The sequence below is a fragment of the Neorhizobium sp. S3-V5DH genome, assembly GCF_004343065.1.
In the GTDB taxonomy this organism is placed as follows: Bacteria; Pseudomonadota; Alphaproteobacteria; order Rhizobiales; family Rhizobiaceae; genus Neorhizobium; species Neorhizobium huautlense.
Map to the genome: position 1 here is coordinate 61211 of NZ_SMCL01000024.1, position 15189 is coordinate 76399.

The following is a 15189-nucleotide window of genomic DNA, read 5'->3' on the forward strand; positions in this document are numbered from 1 at the left end:
CTTAGGCGGTCTTGAACTCGATAGCGCATTCCGGACGGAGGATACCGTGGCCGACAGCGTACTTGGCAACCATGAGGGTGCCCTGACGCGAGACCATGTATTCCGTTTCCATGGCGAGATCGAGGAGCTTGACGGTACCAACGGCAGCCTTGTGCATGACAAGAGCAGCGGTGTTGGTGAACACGCCCTGATAGGCCGCAGGGCCGGTGGAGATGGTCTTACCGTTCGGCAGGTTGGCGGTCTTTACGAGCGGGATGTCCGCGATCTTGACTACCTTACCGTCGGCGTAGGAGCCCTTACCGTCCCAGTCCTTGTTGATGACCTTCGTGTTCTGGGCCAGCGCGTAATACTGCGTCGGCTTGACGAAGGCGAAGCGCTCCGAGGAAGGAACGAACTTCTCGTCGAAGATCGCTGCAGCTTCGAAGATACCAGCCGCAAGGACATCGCTGTCCGTTAGGAAGGCAGCCTTAACGAGGGCAGAACCGCCCGGGAGACCGTCGACTACAGCCGAAGCGCGAGCAGCGAGAACGCCGATACGGGCAACGTTTGCGTCATAAGCCTGAGCGAGTTCTTCGCCCATCTGCTTGGTGATTTCGCCACGGACTTCGAAGTGGTTCATCGCCTCGTCGATGTTCGCGAGGAACGCGTCGGTGAGGAGAAGGTCGTCGATGGTGATTACACGTTCGTTCGCCTTGAACACCGTGCCGAGGACTTCAGTGCCCGGGGTGTGATAGCGAGCGCCCGTGGTACGACCCGTTGCCGGGAAGGAAGCGGACTTGCCTTCCTTGATGTTGCGGGTCATGTGCTTGTCAGCAAACTCGGTCGTCTGCGTGAAAGCGGTGATTACTTCGCCGGTTGCTACCTTTACGAAGTTTGCCTTCGCGTCGCCAGTGCCGTTGGCCTGACCAATGCGAGAGACTACTGCATCTGCCATTGTCTTGAAATTCCTGTGTGATGTTCTGAGGTTGTGGACCTCGGTCATCGACACTGGCGATCTCTCGGGATTATCCGGCTTCCATCCCCCGCAAGGGAAGGTCGGCGGGTCACCAATGATCTCCGTGTGAGTTCCTTGGTTCCGTGGATCGCTCTCTGAAAAGAGACGGGATCAGTCGGAACATCGGGGACAGGAAATGGCGGTTGATCGTGTGGGATTCGAACCCACGGTGGCCTCGGTATAGCCCTCTAGTGGGCACCTCAGACACTATCCTAGATTACCCATAAACCACTCGGGCAACGATCAACTGTTGGAGTAATGAGGCCAGCACATCCGGCTGCTGATTACAGATCGCATTCGACCAAACTCGGTGGATCACTTGATTGGTTGCGTAATCCTATTGTGGTCCCTATTCGGGGAGAGACTGTCGTAGAAGGCGATCAGGCGCTTACCGCACTCGATCTTCTCAGTTTCGGACAGCTTGAGTTTCGAGACCAAGGTGAGAACCTCGGCCTTAGACATCGGGCCAACCTTCGGCCTAGCCACGGCTTTATCGAAGCAAAGCCGCAGATCGGCGGGAAGCTCCGGGTAGAACAGCGTGGGCTTAATTCCAGAGGTTGCGCAGCCGGTCAGTGTCAGCGCCAGCAAGGCACTCACGACCAGCGTCTTCCAACGCATTGGCATACTCCTGTAGATCTGTGGTCTTGGTTGTCAGGGCTTCAAGACGCTTGGCCTGTTCGGCGGCTGCGGCTGCATCGGCATCCCGGGCACTTCTCTCCAGATCGAGCATGTGCTGGGCTGTGGAGAGGTTGCGGGTAAGCTCGTCGATCTCTTTCGATCGGTCAGCGTCGGAATAGCCCTTGAGGTATCCGCCAAGGATGAGGCCCAGGACGATTAATGCCGGGGCCACGAAGCGGATCAGGACGGTGGACAGTCGGGGTTCTCCATCGGGTTCATGGGATTGCGGAGGATCTGCTTGTAGTCGAGGTGGCCGACACCGAGGTAGGTGCCGTAGAAGAACGGCGGGAGACCGGCCAACGCCAAAGCGGCCCCGTCTAAACCACGGTGAATGGCATAGAACAGCGCCGCGAACGAGCAGATGGTGTTGAGCCCGAGCCAGACCTTGGAGGTCTTACGGCTAGACTTTAAGCGGGATACTTGTCCCAAGGGAGCTGCCAGTGAGGACCGTCAGGGAACCCCTTCCAGTCGCCACCCCATTCGAGGGGGACGTTCAGTTCCTTGGCAGCCTGTTTAACTGCCGGGGCGAGCTTGTGGTACCAGCTCCAGTCCCACGATGGCTTTCCATTGACCAGAGGAACGAGGTCGACGGCGTGGCCTGTGAGGTGGCGAGAGCGCATCGTTTTGGATGCACCCTTTGCAACGTAGGCCCTCTGAGTGGCGAGAGTTCGCACACCTTCGAGGACCGTGAAATCGACCGAGGTAAGCTCGATAGCCCGCTTGACCACCCGAACGAGATCGGGATGGACACCAGTGAGCTTTGCGAGACTACCCCGCCCGAGGACGTAGGTCATAGGTTCCTTTCAGTTAGATGTTGGAGCGATTGAGCTTGGCCTGAACCTTGGCAACGAACGCCGGATCGCGCTTGTAGCGGATGTCGGACATGTCCTTGGTTACTTCGGCCCAGCTTTCGTAGGTGTCAGCGCCAGCAGCCGGGGTCTTGCCTGTGACGAAGTTCTCCGGGTCTTTGCCCTGAGCTGCCTCGTACTTGGCTTTGAGCTGGCCGATGGCGATGGCTGCGGTGTTCACGTCGGAGTTGGCGAACGAGGCGTTGTACTCGTTGATCTCCGCTTCGGTCAGGCTCGTGGAGGCCCAAGCGAACATGCGGTCGAGGTTCTCCTTGCCACCAGCTTCCTGCGTCAGGCGGGCCGTGGCTGCGTCAGCGAGAGCCTGTTGACCAGCGATGAACTGGTCGACCGTGGCCTTGTCGAAGCCCTTGGCTGCGAGATCAGCGTAGGATGCCTCGGAAAGTGCGCCATTGGTCTGGAACTCGGTGCTGAGGGCGTTGAGGTCTACAGCCTTCGGCGTGTCATCCGCTTTCGGCTTATCGCCTTCTTCGCCTTCCTTGGGCTTGTCCCCTTCGGCTGCTGCGGTGTCGACCGGGGGCGTCTCTTCGACAGAGCCAGCGGACTGCTTGGCTTCAAGCTCGGCGTAGGCCTTGGCCATGTCTTCCCAAGAATTGAATTTCTCAGGGAGGCCAGCGGGACGGTTGGCTTTCTCGGCTTCTTCCGCCTTCGCGAGGAGGGCTGCTTCTGTAGAAACTGGGGCATTAGCTGCGGCTGCTGCCAGAGCTGCGGCTGCCGGATCAACTACCGGGGCTTCGTCGGTTACGACCGGGGTTTCAGCGGCTGCTGCCTGTGCGATCTGCATTAGTAATCCTCGCGTTTAAAGGTGATCTGCTTGATGTCGAGGGAGGCCTCGGGAGCCTCCACGGTTTCAACTGCGGGTTTGGCCTTGGCTTTCGCCCTGGCCGGTTTCGGGATTTCGGTGTCAGCCAACTGGGGCTCCTTCTGGGGTTGGTGCTGCGGCTTCCTGCTTCATGCCTTCCTTGGCCATGCCGCCCATCTGAGCCAGAGCCTGAGGCCCAAGCTTCTCGATGAGAGCTTGCATCTGCTGAGCCTGTCCGTTCTGAGCCAGCTCGGCCTGAGAGACCACGAGGCCTCCAGCGTCGATGCCGAGAGCAGCAGCGCGGCGCTTGATGTATTCGCCGGGGTTGATGTGCTGGGCGATTGCTTCAGGTCCGAAGAGCTGGGCCAGCCCACCTACAAGAGCGTCGAGGTTCTGGAGGTCGTTGCCTCGGCCAAGGGCGTCGAGACCGGCCACGACACGGACACTGGTCACTCCCTTGGGGAGCGGTGGTACCCTTCGGTTATGCTCCATCCGCTTCTCGTAGAGACGGACGACCGGGAGCTGGAACTCCTCGGAGAGCAGCGAGTAGATGCCGCCCATGCCCTGCTCCAGTTCGGAAGCGACGAACCTGATCTCTTCTGCGGTGACACGATCCCCAGCCCGTTGGACGGAGCTGTTGAGCATGAAGGCATAGGAGAGGCGTTCGACGAGCGTCTGGATGAAGCGTTCGGCTACCGCGAAGTCGGCCTGTTTGTTGACCTGTAGCGGGACTACCGCATTGGCCTCACCAGTGACGAACCCTCCGTTCTCAGCCGCAGCCAGCTTCTTGGCACTGACCGTGGAGTTGGGGGCGACGAGCCAGACAACCTTGGCAGACTGGGCCGTTCCATCACGAAGAGCTTCGATCATACTGTCGAGGGCTTTCAGGTCCCCGATGTACTCGTCGACGAAGCCGCGACCGTAGTTCTCCCCTTCGATGTAGGTCAGCCGCAGCGGGAGCCACGGGCAAGCATCGACGGGGTACTTGCCCACGTTCTGGCCTGTGATGTCGAGACCCTCACATTCCTGAGTTACAAAGCACTGGTCTCCGTCTCGGGTGATATGGGTGTAGACATCCACGTCCTCGTCCCGGGGCTTCTCGGCCACTTCGCGGATTGTGAGGATCTGATTGGCAATCTCGGCAGGAAGAGCCGCCGGTGACATGCTTTCCTTGACGACGATGTCGATCCAGTTGCCGGAACCATCGCGGTCGCAGACGTACTGGTTGAGGCGGAAGCCTCTCGGTCTGCCTTCCTTAGGGATATGCAGGAGGTAGTTGCCAGACAGCAGAAGCTGCCGGGTTGCCTCGAACGATACAGGGCGGAACAGAGAGCCGTACATTTCGGAGACGACAGCCCGTTCCCGGGCGCTCAGGGCCTTCTCGACCTCACCACGCTGGTCTTCGGCCTTGGTAGCCTCGCGAACAGCAATGTCGTCGATCTCGTACTTGAACGGTGGTGCGTTGATTGGGAACAGCGCGAGGTGGACCTTGGAAGCAAGGTTCCTCAGTCCCCGGGCACCTAGACTTTGCGAAGGCTCTGGCAGACTGGTCGACGCCGTGGTGCCGTTCTCGGGCATCAGATGCGGGACAGTCAGCTTAGCTCCTTCCACGGCCCGTCTGAAATACGGATCGCGGTCGGTTACCAGCTTGTCGTAGAGAGCTTTCGCTGAGACTTTCTCGATCTCAGCCAAGGATTACCGGGGAATGTTCACGCCGGTCTGTCGTGTGTTGGTCAGGGGAATGACCAGCGACGATCTACCCTTTCGGGCGATGTTCGAAGACGCACCTTCTGAGGCCGTAGCCTTGGTCGCCTCGTTCAATACTGGGGCCAACTGGGTCGGAGCCGGGGCCGGAGCCGGGGCGATGACCGTGTCAGCCTTCTGAATTTTGGGTTTCTTAGGACACATGAAGTGGTCCTTCTTCCTCCTGTTGGATGCGGAGGTTACGGAGGTAGTCGATGATCCGTTGTTCACCAACCATGGCTCCGATCTCTCGATCAGTTGCGTTGAGCGTGGCCTCGGACAGCTTCCTCACCCCGAATATCTCTTCGAGGTGGGAAACGATGGCTTCGGACACAAAGGGCTTCTTGGGAATATCCAGAGTTAAATCCTTGGACATGCTAGTGTGGCCCCTATTCCGGGGCCTTTCCCTCCTCTCTGTCCAGAATGGCCAACTCACGCTCAGCAAAGTAGATGATCTTCTTCAGGTCATAGCGCTTAGAGGTGCCGTCTTTCTCACCGAAGCGGTAGCAAGCCTTGAAGATGTTGCCGAAGTTGAAGGACATCTTCTTGAACTCAATCAAGTCCCCGAGATCAACGGCGAAGGAAGGGATGTTGTAGTAAGACGACGAGCCCCCGTCAGACTTCACGGCTGCCACAGGATCGCCTCCTGCTTCTTGTAGTCGTAGTCGTTCCAGTGAAGGATGCGGGCAAGACGGGCTTGGAGGAGAGCTTCCTCGTAGGTGGACCCCGCTTTCTCGTAAGCAGCAACCACGGCTTCCCATGGATCAGCATCGGGTCCAACCTTGGCCAGCAGCGCCTCGGCCTTGACCGGACCAAAGTTCTTGAGCCCGGGATAGCCGTCGGTCACGTCCCCGGTGAGCGTCTGCTTCATCCAGTTGTTCCGAGCTTCGCCGGGAGAGACATGGACGATCTCGCCGTTGCGATAGACCATGCCCGGGATCGTGAGCATGTCCTTGTCCTGGCTGACGATGATCTTCTCACCCTTGATCAGCTTCGGATGGGTCGCAAGGATACCCATAGTGTCGTCGGCTTCGATCCCCGGCTTGAGCTTTGCGCCATGCTCTTCGATAAGCCAGCGCTTGACTTCACCAGTCCCGACCGGCTTCCGGCCCCTGCCCTTCTTGTAACCGCTGTAGAGCTTGTGACGGAATGTCTCGCCCATGGAGAGCGTGATGATCGCCTCATCGGCGTCCAGCTCTCGCTTGATGTTCTCGATTGCTTCGAGGATCGCAGCTTTGACCTTCTTCACGTCGCAATGAAGGGTCCAGTTGTCGTCGCCCCAGTCGGTCTCAACTTCATGGGCGGCTCCGGTTGATACGACGAAGATGTCCCCGTCGATCAGCAGTGTTCTCAAGTTATCTCCTTAGTGAAATTCGTTGCAGTAGCGGCAGAAGACGCAGCTGGATTTGGTGATGATCACCTGTCGGTGACTTGCTGTTCGGTAAGAGCGAACTGGGACTGTCACCATGCGATGAAGCCCGAGCCGGCACTTGAGGTTCTGGATCAGGCGGCGGATCATTCCGGCTTCTCCGTCGAATAGATCGTCCGCTGGACAACCTTCGGCCAAACCTGCCGAGCCTCGACCATCTCAGGGCCTTCGTCCTGATACTCCGTTGCTCCACGGGACCACGAGATTTCCCAATAGGTGCCGTCTCGGGTGTCCTTGAAAACCTGTTCGTAGTGCTTCATCCATCGACTATCGCCCACGATTTCAGCCGAAGTCACTTCCTCGAAGAACTCCTGCTCGTCGCAGTCCTCACACAGGATCAGCTTTGCTTTTGTGCTATTCATTCAGCGGCCTCCGGTACGAAGACAAGCGAGCTGTCCCGCTCATTTCCATAGCGATAGAGCCAGCCTCCGGGGACCTTCATGCGGTAGGTTGCTGCGCCGTAGCCCGGGCTCTCAACCACTTCCCATCTATGTAGGCTCATTCTGCAGCCTCGATCTGGGTGATGCCGTACTTATCGGTGAGGTTCTTCTGCATCGCCTCCCTGTCCTTCTGCGAGAGCATACCGGCGAGCGACGGCCCATAGCAGACCAGCGGCTTCCTCATGGTGTAGACAGAACCACTCGGTTCCGGGGACGCGATAACCATCGAGCAGCTCGTGTAGAACTGCCTCAGCTTTCTTCCGATCATTGAATTGCCTTTGCGTGTGGAAGGAATAATCCCGGAGCGGACAGTTGGTATTCATCTGCCGCAGCCGGTTGTTCAGGTCGTTGGTGAGACCAACCTTGCAGTATCCCGGCCACGCCGGGTTGATCGCCACGTAGACGAAACCCGGGGTGTGTTGGTCTGCTTTAGTGTGTTTCCGCCCAGTTCTTGCCCTTGTCGTAGTTACCGGCAAGGTGACAGCGGAATTTGTAGTATTCCCCGGCCAGTCGAATAGCATCTGCTGCTGTCCGTCCAACCAAGTCTGCTTTGTCTTCATCGACCTCTAATTGCCACTCGTCATGAATATTTCCGACGAACTCGTAATGAACGCCCGGGATAAGACCCATGGACTGCAAAGTCTGGTCTAGGATAACCAAGCCACGCTTCATCTGGATCGCACCTGCGGACTGAAGGAGAGTGTTGAGCGCTGCATGACCCGAGCGAACCGTGAGCTTCCGACCGTCGAGCCCCTTGAGGAACCCGTTCTTCTCGGCCTTCTTCTTCACAGCTTCGATCAGCTTGCTCAGCGCGGGGAGAGCCTTGAGGAACCGAGCCCGGGCAGCACGACCGGCAGCCGTGATCTTCTGCTTGGAGCCCGTGACACCAAGGATGCAGCCGAGGTTGAAGTCCCCGGAACCGTAAATGAAGGCGTAGAACCAAGTCTTTGCCGTATCGCGGTCACAACCCAGCGCCTTAGCGTTCTGGGTATGCATGTCGGTGCCGTCCTCTTTCTTCCCTTCGAGGACCGTCTTGATGTATGCGCCGCCGTCGTAGGCAGCCATGTATCCAGCCAGATCGCGCAGCTCCAACGCGTCAGCGTCACAGCCTACGAGAAGCTTGCCAGCGGTAGCCATGAACAGCTCACGGCACTCATGTCCAAACGGGGCGCGGCCACTGGGGACCTGTGCCATGTTCGGCTTCGAGTGGGTCATTCGTCCGGTGACGGCACCGTTCGTGTTGACCTGACCATGGATGCGGCCATTGCGGACGTGCTTGAGCCAAGCCTCCTTGCCTTCAGCCAACTGCCCGATGCGCTTCTGGATGAGCAGGTAGCGGAACAGGACCTTGGCAGCCGGGAACTTGAGCCCCTTCAGGACTTCTTCATCGACCTTCGGAGAACCGTCATCGGTGAACTCCTTGGGCTTCCAGCCGTAGAGGGTCTGTAGCCGGTTCGCGATGTCGTGCCGGGAGCCCGGGTTGAATGGCTTGAGCTTGACCTTGGAATAGGTCGCGCCTTCCTCGTAATGCTCCTTCACCGGCCCGATGTATGGAGCCAGTTCCTTCCCGTTCTTACCGAAGCGCCGGATCGTGACGGTTACGCCAAGGTCTTCACGCTTGACCGACCGAGACTTGGAGACCTCGACCTCTTCCTCAAACCGGAACCATGGAGCGAACTCCTTGGCTAGCTGGGCTTCGAGCGAGGCTTTCTCTCCGGCCAGCTTGGCGTAGAGAACTGCTGCCTTCTTCTCATCGAACGCAAAGCCATACCGCTCCTGACGGGAGACTATGTGACGGACCATGTGTTCGAGCTGGATGCTCTCCTCGGAGAACCCCTTGCCAATGAGCCGAAGCCACAGCTTGGTGGTAACCTCCACGTCCTGTTCGCAGTACTCCTGCATGAACAGCGACCATGTGCCCCAGACGTAGGCCGTGAGGGCTTCCTTCTTGAGGCCGAGCTTGATGCCCTCCTTCTTGCGGATATCCCCGTAGTCGCCCTTCCAGATGCCGAGGCGTTGACCCCAGCTCTCCAGCGAGTGGCGACCGAAGAGGTTCGGCGCGATCCACTGCTTACCCTCGCGTTGGCGCTTGTCGCGCTGCCGGAAGTCGGCGTCCTTCATGTCGGCATACATCAGCCGGGACATGATGATGGTGTCGCGGATCAGGCCCTTCGGCTTGAACCATGGGTAGAGCTTCTGGATGGCTGGGATGTCGAAGTCGACGATGTTGTGACCGACGATGATGTCGGCTTCCATCAGGAGCCTGAGGCCGAACTCGATGCTGTTGCGGTAGAACCGCTCCGGATCGTTAGGCTTCCAGTTGTCGGAGCAGCTCCAGACTTCTCCGGTGTTTACGTCCTTGATGACCAGTGAATGGACCACGGTCATCTCGGGAATTAGGCCGTCCGTCTCGATGTCGAAGACGAGGACCTTGGGGTTCGGAACCTCCCACACGAACGGTGCGAGAGGGTCGAACGTACTTACTTGGATTGAGAGACCTCCGTTATAGCGGCGACGATCTCCTGCCAGCGGTTGGCATCAAGTTTGATCGTGGCGGTGCGGGTGTTCAAAACGAGAAAGCCTCCCTTGCGGGAGACCTTCAGATTGGATGGCAGGTTCTCGTTGGTGTGTTCCTGCATCAGATGTCGACACCAGCGTCGACCCAGCCTTGGAACGTCATGTTGGAACCGCAGGGGACCCACAGGGATGTCCCGCTATCGAAGATGACGCAGAGGCTTTCCTTGGGTTTAGAAAGGGAGATCGTCGTCTTCTCCGGCTGAGCTACTGCCGCCAAAGTCATCATCAAAGTCAGAACCAGAACCTTCATTCTTGCTTTCCATTGGGTCCTCCAGCAGCTCGTACAAGCGGCCCGTCTCCTTGTCGTAGAGCAGCCAGCCAGCGGGGCCGGTCTCTCCGGTGAAACGGTTCTTGAGGATGCGGAGGATGGTGATGTTGTTGAGGGTGTAGGTCTTGCCGTTGTAGCGGATCGTGTTCACGTTCTGCTGGTTGCGCTCCAGTCCGATCACGAAGTCGGAGAGCTGGGCGATGGCATGTGACCCGCGAAGCTGGGCGAGAGCTGTCTCAGCCCCCTGCTCGTGCCCCTTATCGCCACTCGGACGTTTCAGGTGGGAGATCAGGAAGATGCAGACGTTGCACTCCATGGCCAGAGCCTTGAGAGCAGTCATGGCGTTGTCGATCATACGCCGCTCGTCCCCATCCTCCTGACCTGAGATCACGATGGATAGGTGGTCGATGACGATGAACCGGCAGCCGCACCCCTTAGCCAGGTACCGGACCTTGTTCAGCAGGTTGTCGATGGCCGTCGAACCAAAGTGGTCGTAGAGGAAGATCCTCCCGGTACCGAGCGTGGCGTCGAATGCTTCTTTGAACTGCTCAGGTGTGACCGAGCTTCGATCGATATGCAGCGGCTTGTTTGCGCTGATGCCCATAAGGCCGAGGCCGGTACGCTTGGTGTTCTCCTCCAGCATCATCATGCCCACGGTCTCACCCATGGCATGGAGGTGATGGGCGATCTCGCGGACAACCGCGGATTTGCCGATGCCGGAACCTGCGGTGAGTGTGATCAGCTCTCCGAGGCGAACCCCACGCATCATGGTCTGGAGGCCTACAAAGGGCAGGCTCTGGGCGACAAGATCGTCCTCGGTGTTAATGAGGTCGAACATGTCCATGCCGTTGACGATGCCGTCAGGGCGAACCACCTTGGCTTGCCAGATCGCGTCGATGATCTCCTTGACCTGACCGGCCTTGAGCATTTCGTTCGCGTCTTTGTAGGGAGCCGGGAGCGTGGCCACCTTGCAGCGACCGGGGACGAAGAGATCGTAACATTCAGCCACGGCTGCTTGCCCGGGTTCGTCCATGTCGAACATGAGGACGACTTCCTCGAACTCATTGAGCCATTCGAGGTTCTTCTTGAGCGCCTTGTAGGCACCCTTAGAGCCGGTCGGAACCGACACTACAGGCCACTTGTGACCCTGCGCTTGGCTAACGGAAATAGCGTCGATCTCACCCTCGGTGATCACGATGCGTTTGCCGCCGCCTTTCCAGAGGTGCATCCCGTAGAGACCAGCTTCGCCGGTATCCCCGAGGAAGCGGAAGTCTTTCTTCTGGAAGCGGACCTTCTGTGCGACGATGCGCTGCTGAGTGTTTCGGTAGTTGAAGAGGCGGACGGTGCTGTCGCCAAGCTCAGAGCGGGTAAAGCCCCATTTACGGGCGCTTTCGAGTGTGATGCCACGGCTGGGCCAATCGGTTGGCTCGCCCACGGCACATAGTCCAAGGTCCTTCCTCTCGCGAGGAGCCTCGGTTTCAGTATCGGTTATTGAACCTTCTCCACGTTCGTAGAAATCACATGCAAAACAGAAGCCGTGGCCGTCGCTGTAACGACCAAAGGCGTCCGATGAGCCGCACCGGGGATTGGGGCACGGCTCGTGGTGGAGGAACTCGCTGTCGTCGGCCATTATGGGAAGGCGCAGACGACCTTGTGTTCGGGGAACTTGGCTTTAACCCGCTTGATATGGTCGAAGTCAGCCTCGGTTTCGGGCCGCGTCATGAGCGTCAGGGTTCTGTTGGTCACGTCGTCGAGATAGGCCTGAGTTACGACGGTACCTTCGACACGATCCCTGCCGATCTGGCAGATGCCGATGTCCATCCGCTTGAGGACGGTCTCAAGGGTGTGGGCATGGAACAGGCGGATGAAGTTGACCTCGGCCCCGGCAATGGTCGCAACTGCAGCCGATGCTAGGTCATAGCGGATGCATGAACCATCGTTTGGCAGAGGGTCTGAGCCGGGGATGAAGACGTCAATGTCCTTGAACGGGATACCAGCCTCTTGATCGCGGAAGTATCCCCCGGCGATCCAGTACCTTTCTACGCCCACGGCGTACATAAACCCGTCAATCGCGGCGAGCCGGTCGTCCATCTCGAAGGGCCACAGGTCATCACCTTCCGGTGTCAGGCGGATCAGTGTCACTGGCACTTGCTCGCATTGGCCGCGTGTTGGCCGAGGAAGTAGCCACCGAGGCCCCAGAGCAGACCATTGCTGCCACCACCGCTGTTCTGTTGGATGATGGTCGTATGGTTGTTGGTCGTGGTGGACCGCTTGTAGGACGGGCTGTAGCTGGGCTTCGAGTAGCTTGGCCGAGAATAGCTGCGGCTGAACGAGCTTCGGCCACCAAAGCCGCCCTTGACCTGAACAATGGCTGCGCCGCCGAGGATCATGGACTGGTCACCGACCGGAGACTGAGGAGCTGGGGCTGGCGTGGGGCACGGAGCCGGGGGCTGACCACAGGAAGCGAGGGCAGCGCAGAGAGCGCCGACAAGGAGGAACTTGCGGATCATGTGTTTGATTTCCTTTTGATTAGCCCCACTGAGCCGCCATGGCGTCAGCGATGCCTTGATAGGTTGTGCTTCGAAGTTTCCAGCGATCCTCGGACGGGGAGAGGCGGTTCTGGCCGCTGTCCGTCTGGTTTCCCCACCTGCTCTTTCCGTTGATTATGCGAGGTGGGTAATGCTCGGTTGGCTGGAGAGGCTGGAGGTTCTTGAGCCAGAGGAAGGTTTCCTTGCTGGCGTCCTCACCGAACATGTACGGCTGGACCATTTGGGTGGCCCTGCGAATGCGCGTACCGATGCAGCCCTTTGGGTTCTCTAGGGCTATCTTGTTGATCGGTGCGTCGAGGAGGAGTTGGACGAACGCCAACGCCTCTTCAGTCTTCTCGGCCCGTCCAGGAACACGCTTGTTCCAGTGAAGGCCGCTGCTCGCCAGATAGGTACAGGGTGGATGTGCGATCAGAAGGTCCCAACCGTCGTAGAGGATATCCCTCACATTGCCCTGATAGTGCGGGCCGAGTTGGTCTGTTGGAAGGAGATCGCACGAAAGCGCATCGTGCCCCTTGGCAAGGAAGGCGTCTCTTACGCGGCCTGAATACTCACAAGCCACCAAGACCTTCATCAGGTCTATGAGATATGAAAGGGACCGTAGTCCGTGGTTTAGGCCGAGAGGAAGTCCGCGAACTTGGCGCGGAGGCGCGAGGCTCGGTCCTTGGCAGCGACGGCGGTATCCTGCTGGTCGCGGAGGCGGTCGATCTTCGAGGCGATCTTGTCGAGCTTTGCCTGTTCAGCGGCCTCTACGGCTTCCAGCTCGGTCAGGGCGGAGGTGAAGCCAGCGATTGCGTTGTCGGTCGACGGGCGGAAGGAGACGCGGAGTTTGATCATTTCGAGCCTTTCTTGGCGGGTTTCTGTCGGAGGACTTGGTAGAGGGCTGCCTTGCGCACCGGGTCGTTGGGCTCATCGAGCCATTCCGTGGGGATGACCTTGGCCGCGTACTGGAAGCCGTGGGATTGACACCAGATCGCGTAAGTCGTCTTGGACTGCTTGCTGATCCGGGTGTTCGGGTTGGAGAAGACGAACCGGAGATCGAGCTGCGGGTACTGCTGCTTGATCAGGATGTGCTTCTGCCGGTCTGCTGTGAGGAACCGGCCCTTGGTTTCGACTATGATCCCGTTCGGCAGGATGAAGTCGGGGGTGTAGCGATGGAGGGTCGCTGGCTTCGTGTAGGTAAGGTCATACTGCTCGTACTCGACCTTGACTTTCCATTCGGTCAGGAACCGAGCATTTACGTTTTCGAGACCAGAGCGGAACCCGTGAAGGGCTCCGACCTGTGCTTTGGATTTTGCCTTCGGCAAGAATTAGAAGTCCGTGTTCTCTTCTTCATCGGAAGAGCTGTCGTCGGAACCAGCGTCGTCGCCGTTGCCTTCGTCCTGGCCCTCGTCTTCGTCGCCTTCTTCCGGCTCCCAGCCCTCTTCGGCTTCGATGCCGTAGCGGCTCGGGTCGGCGTCAGCGCCACCAGACTGGAACTCGACCAGCTTGAAGATCTGTACCGCGACCGGCTGCAGGTTGACGATGGGATTACCGTCACCATCCTTGCCCTCGTAGATTTCGAAGGTGACAGCGTATTCGGAACCAGCGCCGACCTTGGCCTTCGGCACAGGCTTGCCACTGGCAGAGAACATGGCGGGCTTGCGATCCCATAGCTGTTCCTGCTTAGTCTTCTTGTCGGTCACCATGCGGTTCTTGACGCGGAGCTTGAAGACCACAAAGCCGGTCTCGCGTTCTTCGCCGGTATCCTCGTCGGTGATCTTCTCGTATTCCCAGCAAGCGTTCTTCTTCAGCGGAAGCGGCTTGCCAATGTGCTTCTTGGCAACTTCCTGCACAGCCTTGATCGTCGACTGGGCGTCGGCAATCTTGGTGCGACCATCGGCCTTGTAGGTGCCGTGCTTGTTGTACTTCGTGTCCGGGGAGTTCAGACGCGGGTAAACTGCGGACAGACGGGGGGTGCGGAAGGTTGGTTTCTTTGCTTTTGCCATTCTATTGTTTGCCTTTGTGCAAGTATTTAGGCGCGATAACGCCGTTCGAGTTTGGCCACATCGTAGCCTTCGGAGAGGAGCTTCGTCTGGAGAATGAGGTCGATCTCGTTGCCCTGCTTCCAGATGAAGACTGCGGTTTTGAGGGCGAGCGACCTCATTTCAGGATTAACTCCAAATCTTTGTTCGGTCGGGGTTGGACGCCGTGAACGTCGGCTTCGATCCCGAACTCTTCGCGGATCATCTTGGTCAGGGCCTTGGTGACGATCTCGCGGGTGACGACAATAGCCACCGGCTTGAGCTTCTTCGGCTTGACCGGGGTGATTGGGGGATACTGGTACATGCCCATGCCGTAGAGGATCGCGTCTTCCATTGCCTTTGCGTTGTCAGCAATCACCTTCTCGCGATGCTCTTCGACCGAGATGAAACGCTCAGGTTGGTAGAGACGGCGGCGACGCTGGTCATCTTCGATGAGGACGCAACCGGAGACGCTGCCTACGCTGCGGACCTTGTAGACCTTCTTCACCGTCAGCCGGTCGAGCGCCATCTCATTGTCGATGCAGATGATTTCATCGCCACGTTTGAACTTAGGCATTCCATTCTCCCTGCATGTAGGCGTCAATGGCGGCGAACTCGGTGCGCTTGCCTTCGGTGGTGACGATGAGGTTCTTGATCGCGGTGAAGACTTCCTGAGGAGGAATGTCGAGATGTTCCGCAAGGGCCAGGAACACAGCCGCTGCGGCCATGATCTGGGTGTGAGGGCGTTCGTCTTCGATGCCCATCAGGACCTTGAGCGAGGCCATGGCCACGATCTTGGGGTTGGCATTGTTCATTGCATCGCGATTAAGCCGCATGTGGACC

Annotated in this window: 26 protein-coding genes and 1 tRNA gene; all 27 read right to left on the reverse strand. The window is 58.5% G+C overall.

Annotation, left to right across the window (positions count from 1 at the left end; translation table 11 throughout):
- Position 1: 1 nt before the first annotated feature.
- Positions 2–934 (reverse strand): capsid protein, encoded by a 933-nt coding sequence (locus tag EDE09_RS23980; protein ID WP_132413106.1) that lies wholly within the window; start codon positions 932–934, stop codon positions 2–4.
- 203 nt (positions 935–1137) lie between these two features.
- Positions 1138–1240, reverse strand: a tRNA-OTHER gene (locus EDE09_RS28345).
- Positions 1241–1309: 69 nt separating this feature from the next.
- Positions 1310–1612, reverse strand: a complete 303-nt coding sequence (locus EDE09_RS23985) for a hypothetical protein (RefSeq protein ID WP_132413108.1) — start codon at positions 1610–1612, stop codon at positions 1310–1312.
- Positions 1539–1844: a hypothetical protein gene (locus EDE09_RS23990; protein ID WP_132413110.1), complete on the reverse strand. Its 306-nt coding sequence runs from the start codon at positions 1842–1844 to the stop codon at positions 1539–1541. Before EDE09_RS23990 ends, EDE09_RS23985 begins: the two co-directional genes overlap by 74 nt.
- Before the next feature lie 8 nt (positions 1845–1852).
- Complete coding sequence (locus tag EDE09_RS28895) at positions 1853–1978, reverse strand: hypothetical protein (protein ID WP_281033681.1); 126 nt, start codon at positions 1976–1978, stop codon at positions 1853–1855.
- 101 nt (positions 1979–2079) lie between these two features.
- Positions 2080–2466: a M15 family metallopeptidase gene (locus EDE09_RS24000; protein WP_132413114.1), complete on the reverse strand. Its 387-nt coding sequence runs from the start codon at positions 2464–2466 to the stop codon at positions 2080–2082.
- A 13-nt stretch (positions 2467–2479) separates the two neighbouring features.
- Positions 2480–3322, reverse strand: a complete 843-nt coding sequence (locus EDE09_RS24005; protein ID WP_132413116.1) for a hypothetical protein — start codon at positions 3320–3322, stop codon at positions 2480–2482.
- Entirely contained in the window at positions 3322–3450 is a 129-nt protein-coding gene (locus EDE09_RS28900; protein WP_281033682.1) for a hypothetical protein, read from the reverse strand. Before EDE09_RS28900 ends, EDE09_RS24005 begins: the two co-directional genes overlap by 1 nt.
- Positions 3443–5032, reverse strand: coding sequence for a portal protein (locus tag EDE09_RS24010; RefSeq protein ID WP_132413118.1), 1590 nt, complete (start codon positions 5030–5032; stop codon positions 3443–3445). Before EDE09_RS24010 ends, EDE09_RS28900 begins: the two co-directional genes overlap by 8 nt.
- Before the next feature lie 205 nt (positions 5033–5237).
- A complete protein-coding gene (locus tag EDE09_RS24015; protein WP_132413120.1) occupies positions 5238–5459 on the reverse strand; it encodes a hypothetical protein in 222 nt (73 codons plus the stop codon).
- A 13-nt stretch (positions 5460–5472) separates the two neighbouring features.
- Positions 5473–5718, reverse strand: coding sequence for a DUF3310 domain-containing protein (locus EDE09_RS24020; RefSeq protein ID WP_245505226.1), 246 nt, complete (start codon positions 5716–5718; stop codon positions 5473–5475).
- Positions 5706–6437 carry a hypothetical protein gene (locus EDE09_RS24025; RefSeq protein WP_132413123.1) on the reverse strand — a complete coding sequence of 244 codons (732 nt, stop codon included), beginning with the start codon at positions 6435–6437 and terminating at the stop codon, positions 5706–5708. The genes EDE09_RS24020 and EDE09_RS24025 overlap by 13 nt, the downstream gene beginning before the upstream one ends.
- A gap of 161 nt (positions 6438–6598) precedes the next feature.
- Complete coding sequence (locus EDE09_RS24030; protein WP_132413125.1) at positions 6599–6874, reverse strand: hypothetical protein; 276 nt, start codon at positions 6872–6874, stop codon at positions 6599–6601.
- Complete coding sequence (locus tag EDE09_RS28350) at positions 6871–7014, reverse strand: hypothetical protein (RefSeq protein ID WP_165924262.1); 144 nt, start codon at positions 7012–7014, stop codon at positions 6871–6873. Before EDE09_RS28350 ends, EDE09_RS24030 begins: the two co-directional genes overlap by 4 nt.
- On the reverse strand, positions 7011–7220 hold the full coding sequence (locus tag EDE09_RS28760) for a hypothetical protein (protein ID WP_245505227.1): 210 nt from the start codon (positions 7218–7220) through the stop codon (positions 7011–7013). Before EDE09_RS28760 ends, EDE09_RS28350 begins: the two co-directional genes overlap by 4 nt.
- Before the next feature lie 161 nt (positions 7221–7381).
- The gene (locus EDE09_RS24040; RefSeq protein ID WP_207914884.1) at positions 7382–9406 is read right to left on the reverse strand and encodes a DNA polymerase; all 2025 of its coding nucleotides are present in this window, start codon (positions 9404–9406) and stop codon (positions 7382–7384) included.
- Between the two features lie 26 nt (positions 9407–9432).
- On the reverse strand, positions 9433–9591 hold the full coding sequence (locus tag EDE09_RS28355) for a hypothetical protein (RefSeq protein ID WP_165924264.1): 159 nt from the start codon (positions 9589–9591) through the stop codon (positions 9433–9435).
- A 108-nt stretch (positions 9592–9699) separates the two neighbouring features.
- Entirely contained in the window at positions 9700–11427 is a 1728-nt protein-coding gene (locus EDE09_RS24045; RefSeq protein ID WP_132413129.1) for a DnaB-like helicase C-terminal domain-containing protein, read from the reverse strand.
- On the reverse strand, positions 11427–11939 hold the full coding sequence (locus EDE09_RS24050; RefSeq protein ID WP_132413131.1) for a hypothetical protein: 513 nt from the start codon (positions 11937–11939) through the stop codon (positions 11427–11429). Before EDE09_RS24050 ends, EDE09_RS24045 begins: the two co-directional genes overlap by 1 nt.
- Positions 11936–12187, reverse strand: coding sequence for a hypothetical protein (locus tag EDE09_RS24055; RefSeq protein WP_132413133.1), 252 nt, complete (start codon positions 12185–12187; stop codon positions 11936–11938). The genes EDE09_RS24050 and EDE09_RS24055 overlap by 4 nt, the downstream gene beginning before the upstream one ends.
- Before the next feature lie 139 nt (positions 12188–12326).
- Positions 12327–12905 carry a hypothetical protein gene (locus tag EDE09_RS24060; protein WP_245505228.1) on the reverse strand — a complete coding sequence of 193 codons (579 nt, stop codon included), beginning with the start codon at positions 12903–12905 and terminating at the stop codon, positions 12327–12329.
- A gap of 50 nt (positions 12906–12955) precedes the next feature.
- Positions 12956–13180 carry a hypothetical protein gene (locus EDE09_RS24065; RefSeq protein WP_132413137.1) on the reverse strand — a complete coding sequence of 75 codons (225 nt, stop codon included), beginning with the start codon at positions 13178–13180 and terminating at the stop codon, positions 12956–12958.
- Positions 13177–13650: an endodeoxyribonuclease gene (locus EDE09_RS24070; protein ID WP_132413139.1), complete on the reverse strand. Its 474-nt coding sequence runs from the start codon at positions 13648–13650 to the stop codon at positions 13177–13179. The genes EDE09_RS24065 and EDE09_RS24070 overlap by 4 nt, the downstream gene beginning before the upstream one ends.
- Positions 13651–13653: 3 nt before the next feature.
- Positions 13654–14331 (reverse strand): hypothetical protein, encoded by a 678-nt coding sequence (locus EDE09_RS24075; RefSeq protein ID WP_132413141.1) that lies wholly within the window; start codon positions 14329–14331, stop codon positions 13654–13656.
- A gap of 26 nt (positions 14332–14357) precedes the next feature.
- Positions 14358–14489 (reverse strand): hypothetical protein, encoded by a 132-nt coding sequence (locus EDE09_RS28905; RefSeq protein WP_281033683.1) that lies wholly within the window; start codon positions 14487–14489, stop codon positions 14358–14360.
- On the reverse strand, positions 14486–14923 hold the full coding sequence (locus tag EDE09_RS24080) for a hypothetical protein (protein ID WP_132413143.1): 438 nt from the start codon (positions 14921–14923) through the stop codon (positions 14486–14488). The genes EDE09_RS28905 and EDE09_RS24080 overlap by 4 nt, the downstream gene beginning before the upstream one ends.
- Positions 14916–15182 (reverse strand): hypothetical protein, encoded by a 267-nt coding sequence (locus tag EDE09_RS24085; protein ID WP_132413145.1) that lies wholly within the window; start codon positions 15180–15182, stop codon positions 14916–14918. The genes EDE09_RS24080 and EDE09_RS24085 overlap by 8 nt, the downstream gene beginning before the upstream one ends.
- Between the last annotated feature and the right edge of the window lie 7 nt (positions 15183–15189).

Excerpts from the sequence above, each read along its gene's own strand:
- EDE09_RS23980 (WP_132413106.1), bottom strand. The coding sequence starts at position 934 with ATGGCAGATGCAGTAGTCTCTCGCATTGGTCAGGCCAACGGCACTGGC.
- EDE09_RS23985 (WP_132413108.1), bottom strand. The coding sequence starts at position 1,612 with ATGCGTTGGAAGACGCTGGTCGTGAGTGCCTTGCTGGCGCTGACACTG.
- EDE09_RS24000 (WP_132413114.1), bottom strand. The coding sequence starts at position 2,466 with ATGACCTACGTCCTCGGGCGGGGTAGTCTCGCAAAGCTCACTGGTGTC.
- EDE09_RS24005 (WP_132413116.1), bottom strand. The coding sequence starts at position 3,322 with ATGCAGATCGCACAGGCAGCAGCCGCTGAAACCCCGGTCGTAACCGAC.
- EDE09_RS24015 (WP_132413120.1), bottom strand. The coding sequence starts at position 5,459 with ATGTCCAAGGATTTAACTCTGGATATTCCCAAGAAGCCCTTTGTGTCC.
- EDE09_RS24030 (WP_132413125.1), bottom strand. The coding sequence starts at position 6,874 with ATGAATAGCACAAAAGCAAAGCTGATCCTGTGTGAGGACTGCGACGAG.
- EDE09_RS28350 (WP_165924262.1), bottom strand. The coding sequence starts at position 7,014 with ATGAGCCTACATAGATGGGAAGTGGTTGAGAGCCCGGGCTACGGCGCA.
- EDE09_RS28760 (WP_245505227.1), bottom strand. The coding sequence starts at position 7,220 with ATGATCGGAAGAAAGCTGAGGCAGTTCTACACGAGCTGCTCGATGGTT.
- EDE09_RS28355 (WP_165924264.1), bottom strand. The coding sequence starts at position 9,591 with ATGCAGGAACACACCAACGAGAACCTGCCATCCAATCTGAAGGTCTCC.
- EDE09_RS24045 (WP_132413129.1), bottom strand. The coding sequence starts at position 11,427 with ATGGCCGACGACAGCGAGTTCCTCCACCACGAGCCGTGCCCCAATCCC.
- EDE09_RS24055 (WP_132413133.1), bottom strand. The coding sequence starts at position 12,187 with ATGATCCTCGGCGGCGCAGCCATTGTTCAGGTCAAGGGCGGCTTTGGT.
- EDE09_RS24065 (WP_132413137.1), bottom strand. The coding sequence starts at position 13,180 with ATGATCAAACTCCGCGTCTCCTTCCGCCCGTCGACCGACAACGCAATC.
- EDE09_RS24075 (WP_132413141.1), bottom strand. The coding sequence starts at position 14,331 with ATGGCAAAAGCAAAGAAACCAACCTTCCGCACCCCCCGTCTGTCCGCA.
- EDE09_RS28905 (WP_281033683.1), bottom strand. The coding sequence starts at position 14,489 with ATGAGGTCGCTCGCCCTCAAAACCGCAGTCTTCATCTGGAAGCAGGGC.
- EDE09_RS24080 (WP_132413143.1), bottom strand. The coding sequence starts at position 14,923 with ATGCCTAAGTTCAAACGTGGCGATGAAATCATCTGCATCGACAATGAG.
- EDE09_RS24085 (WP_132413145.1), bottom strand. The coding sequence starts at position 15,182 with ATGCGGCTTAATCGCGATGCAATGAACAATGCCAACCCCAAGATCGTG.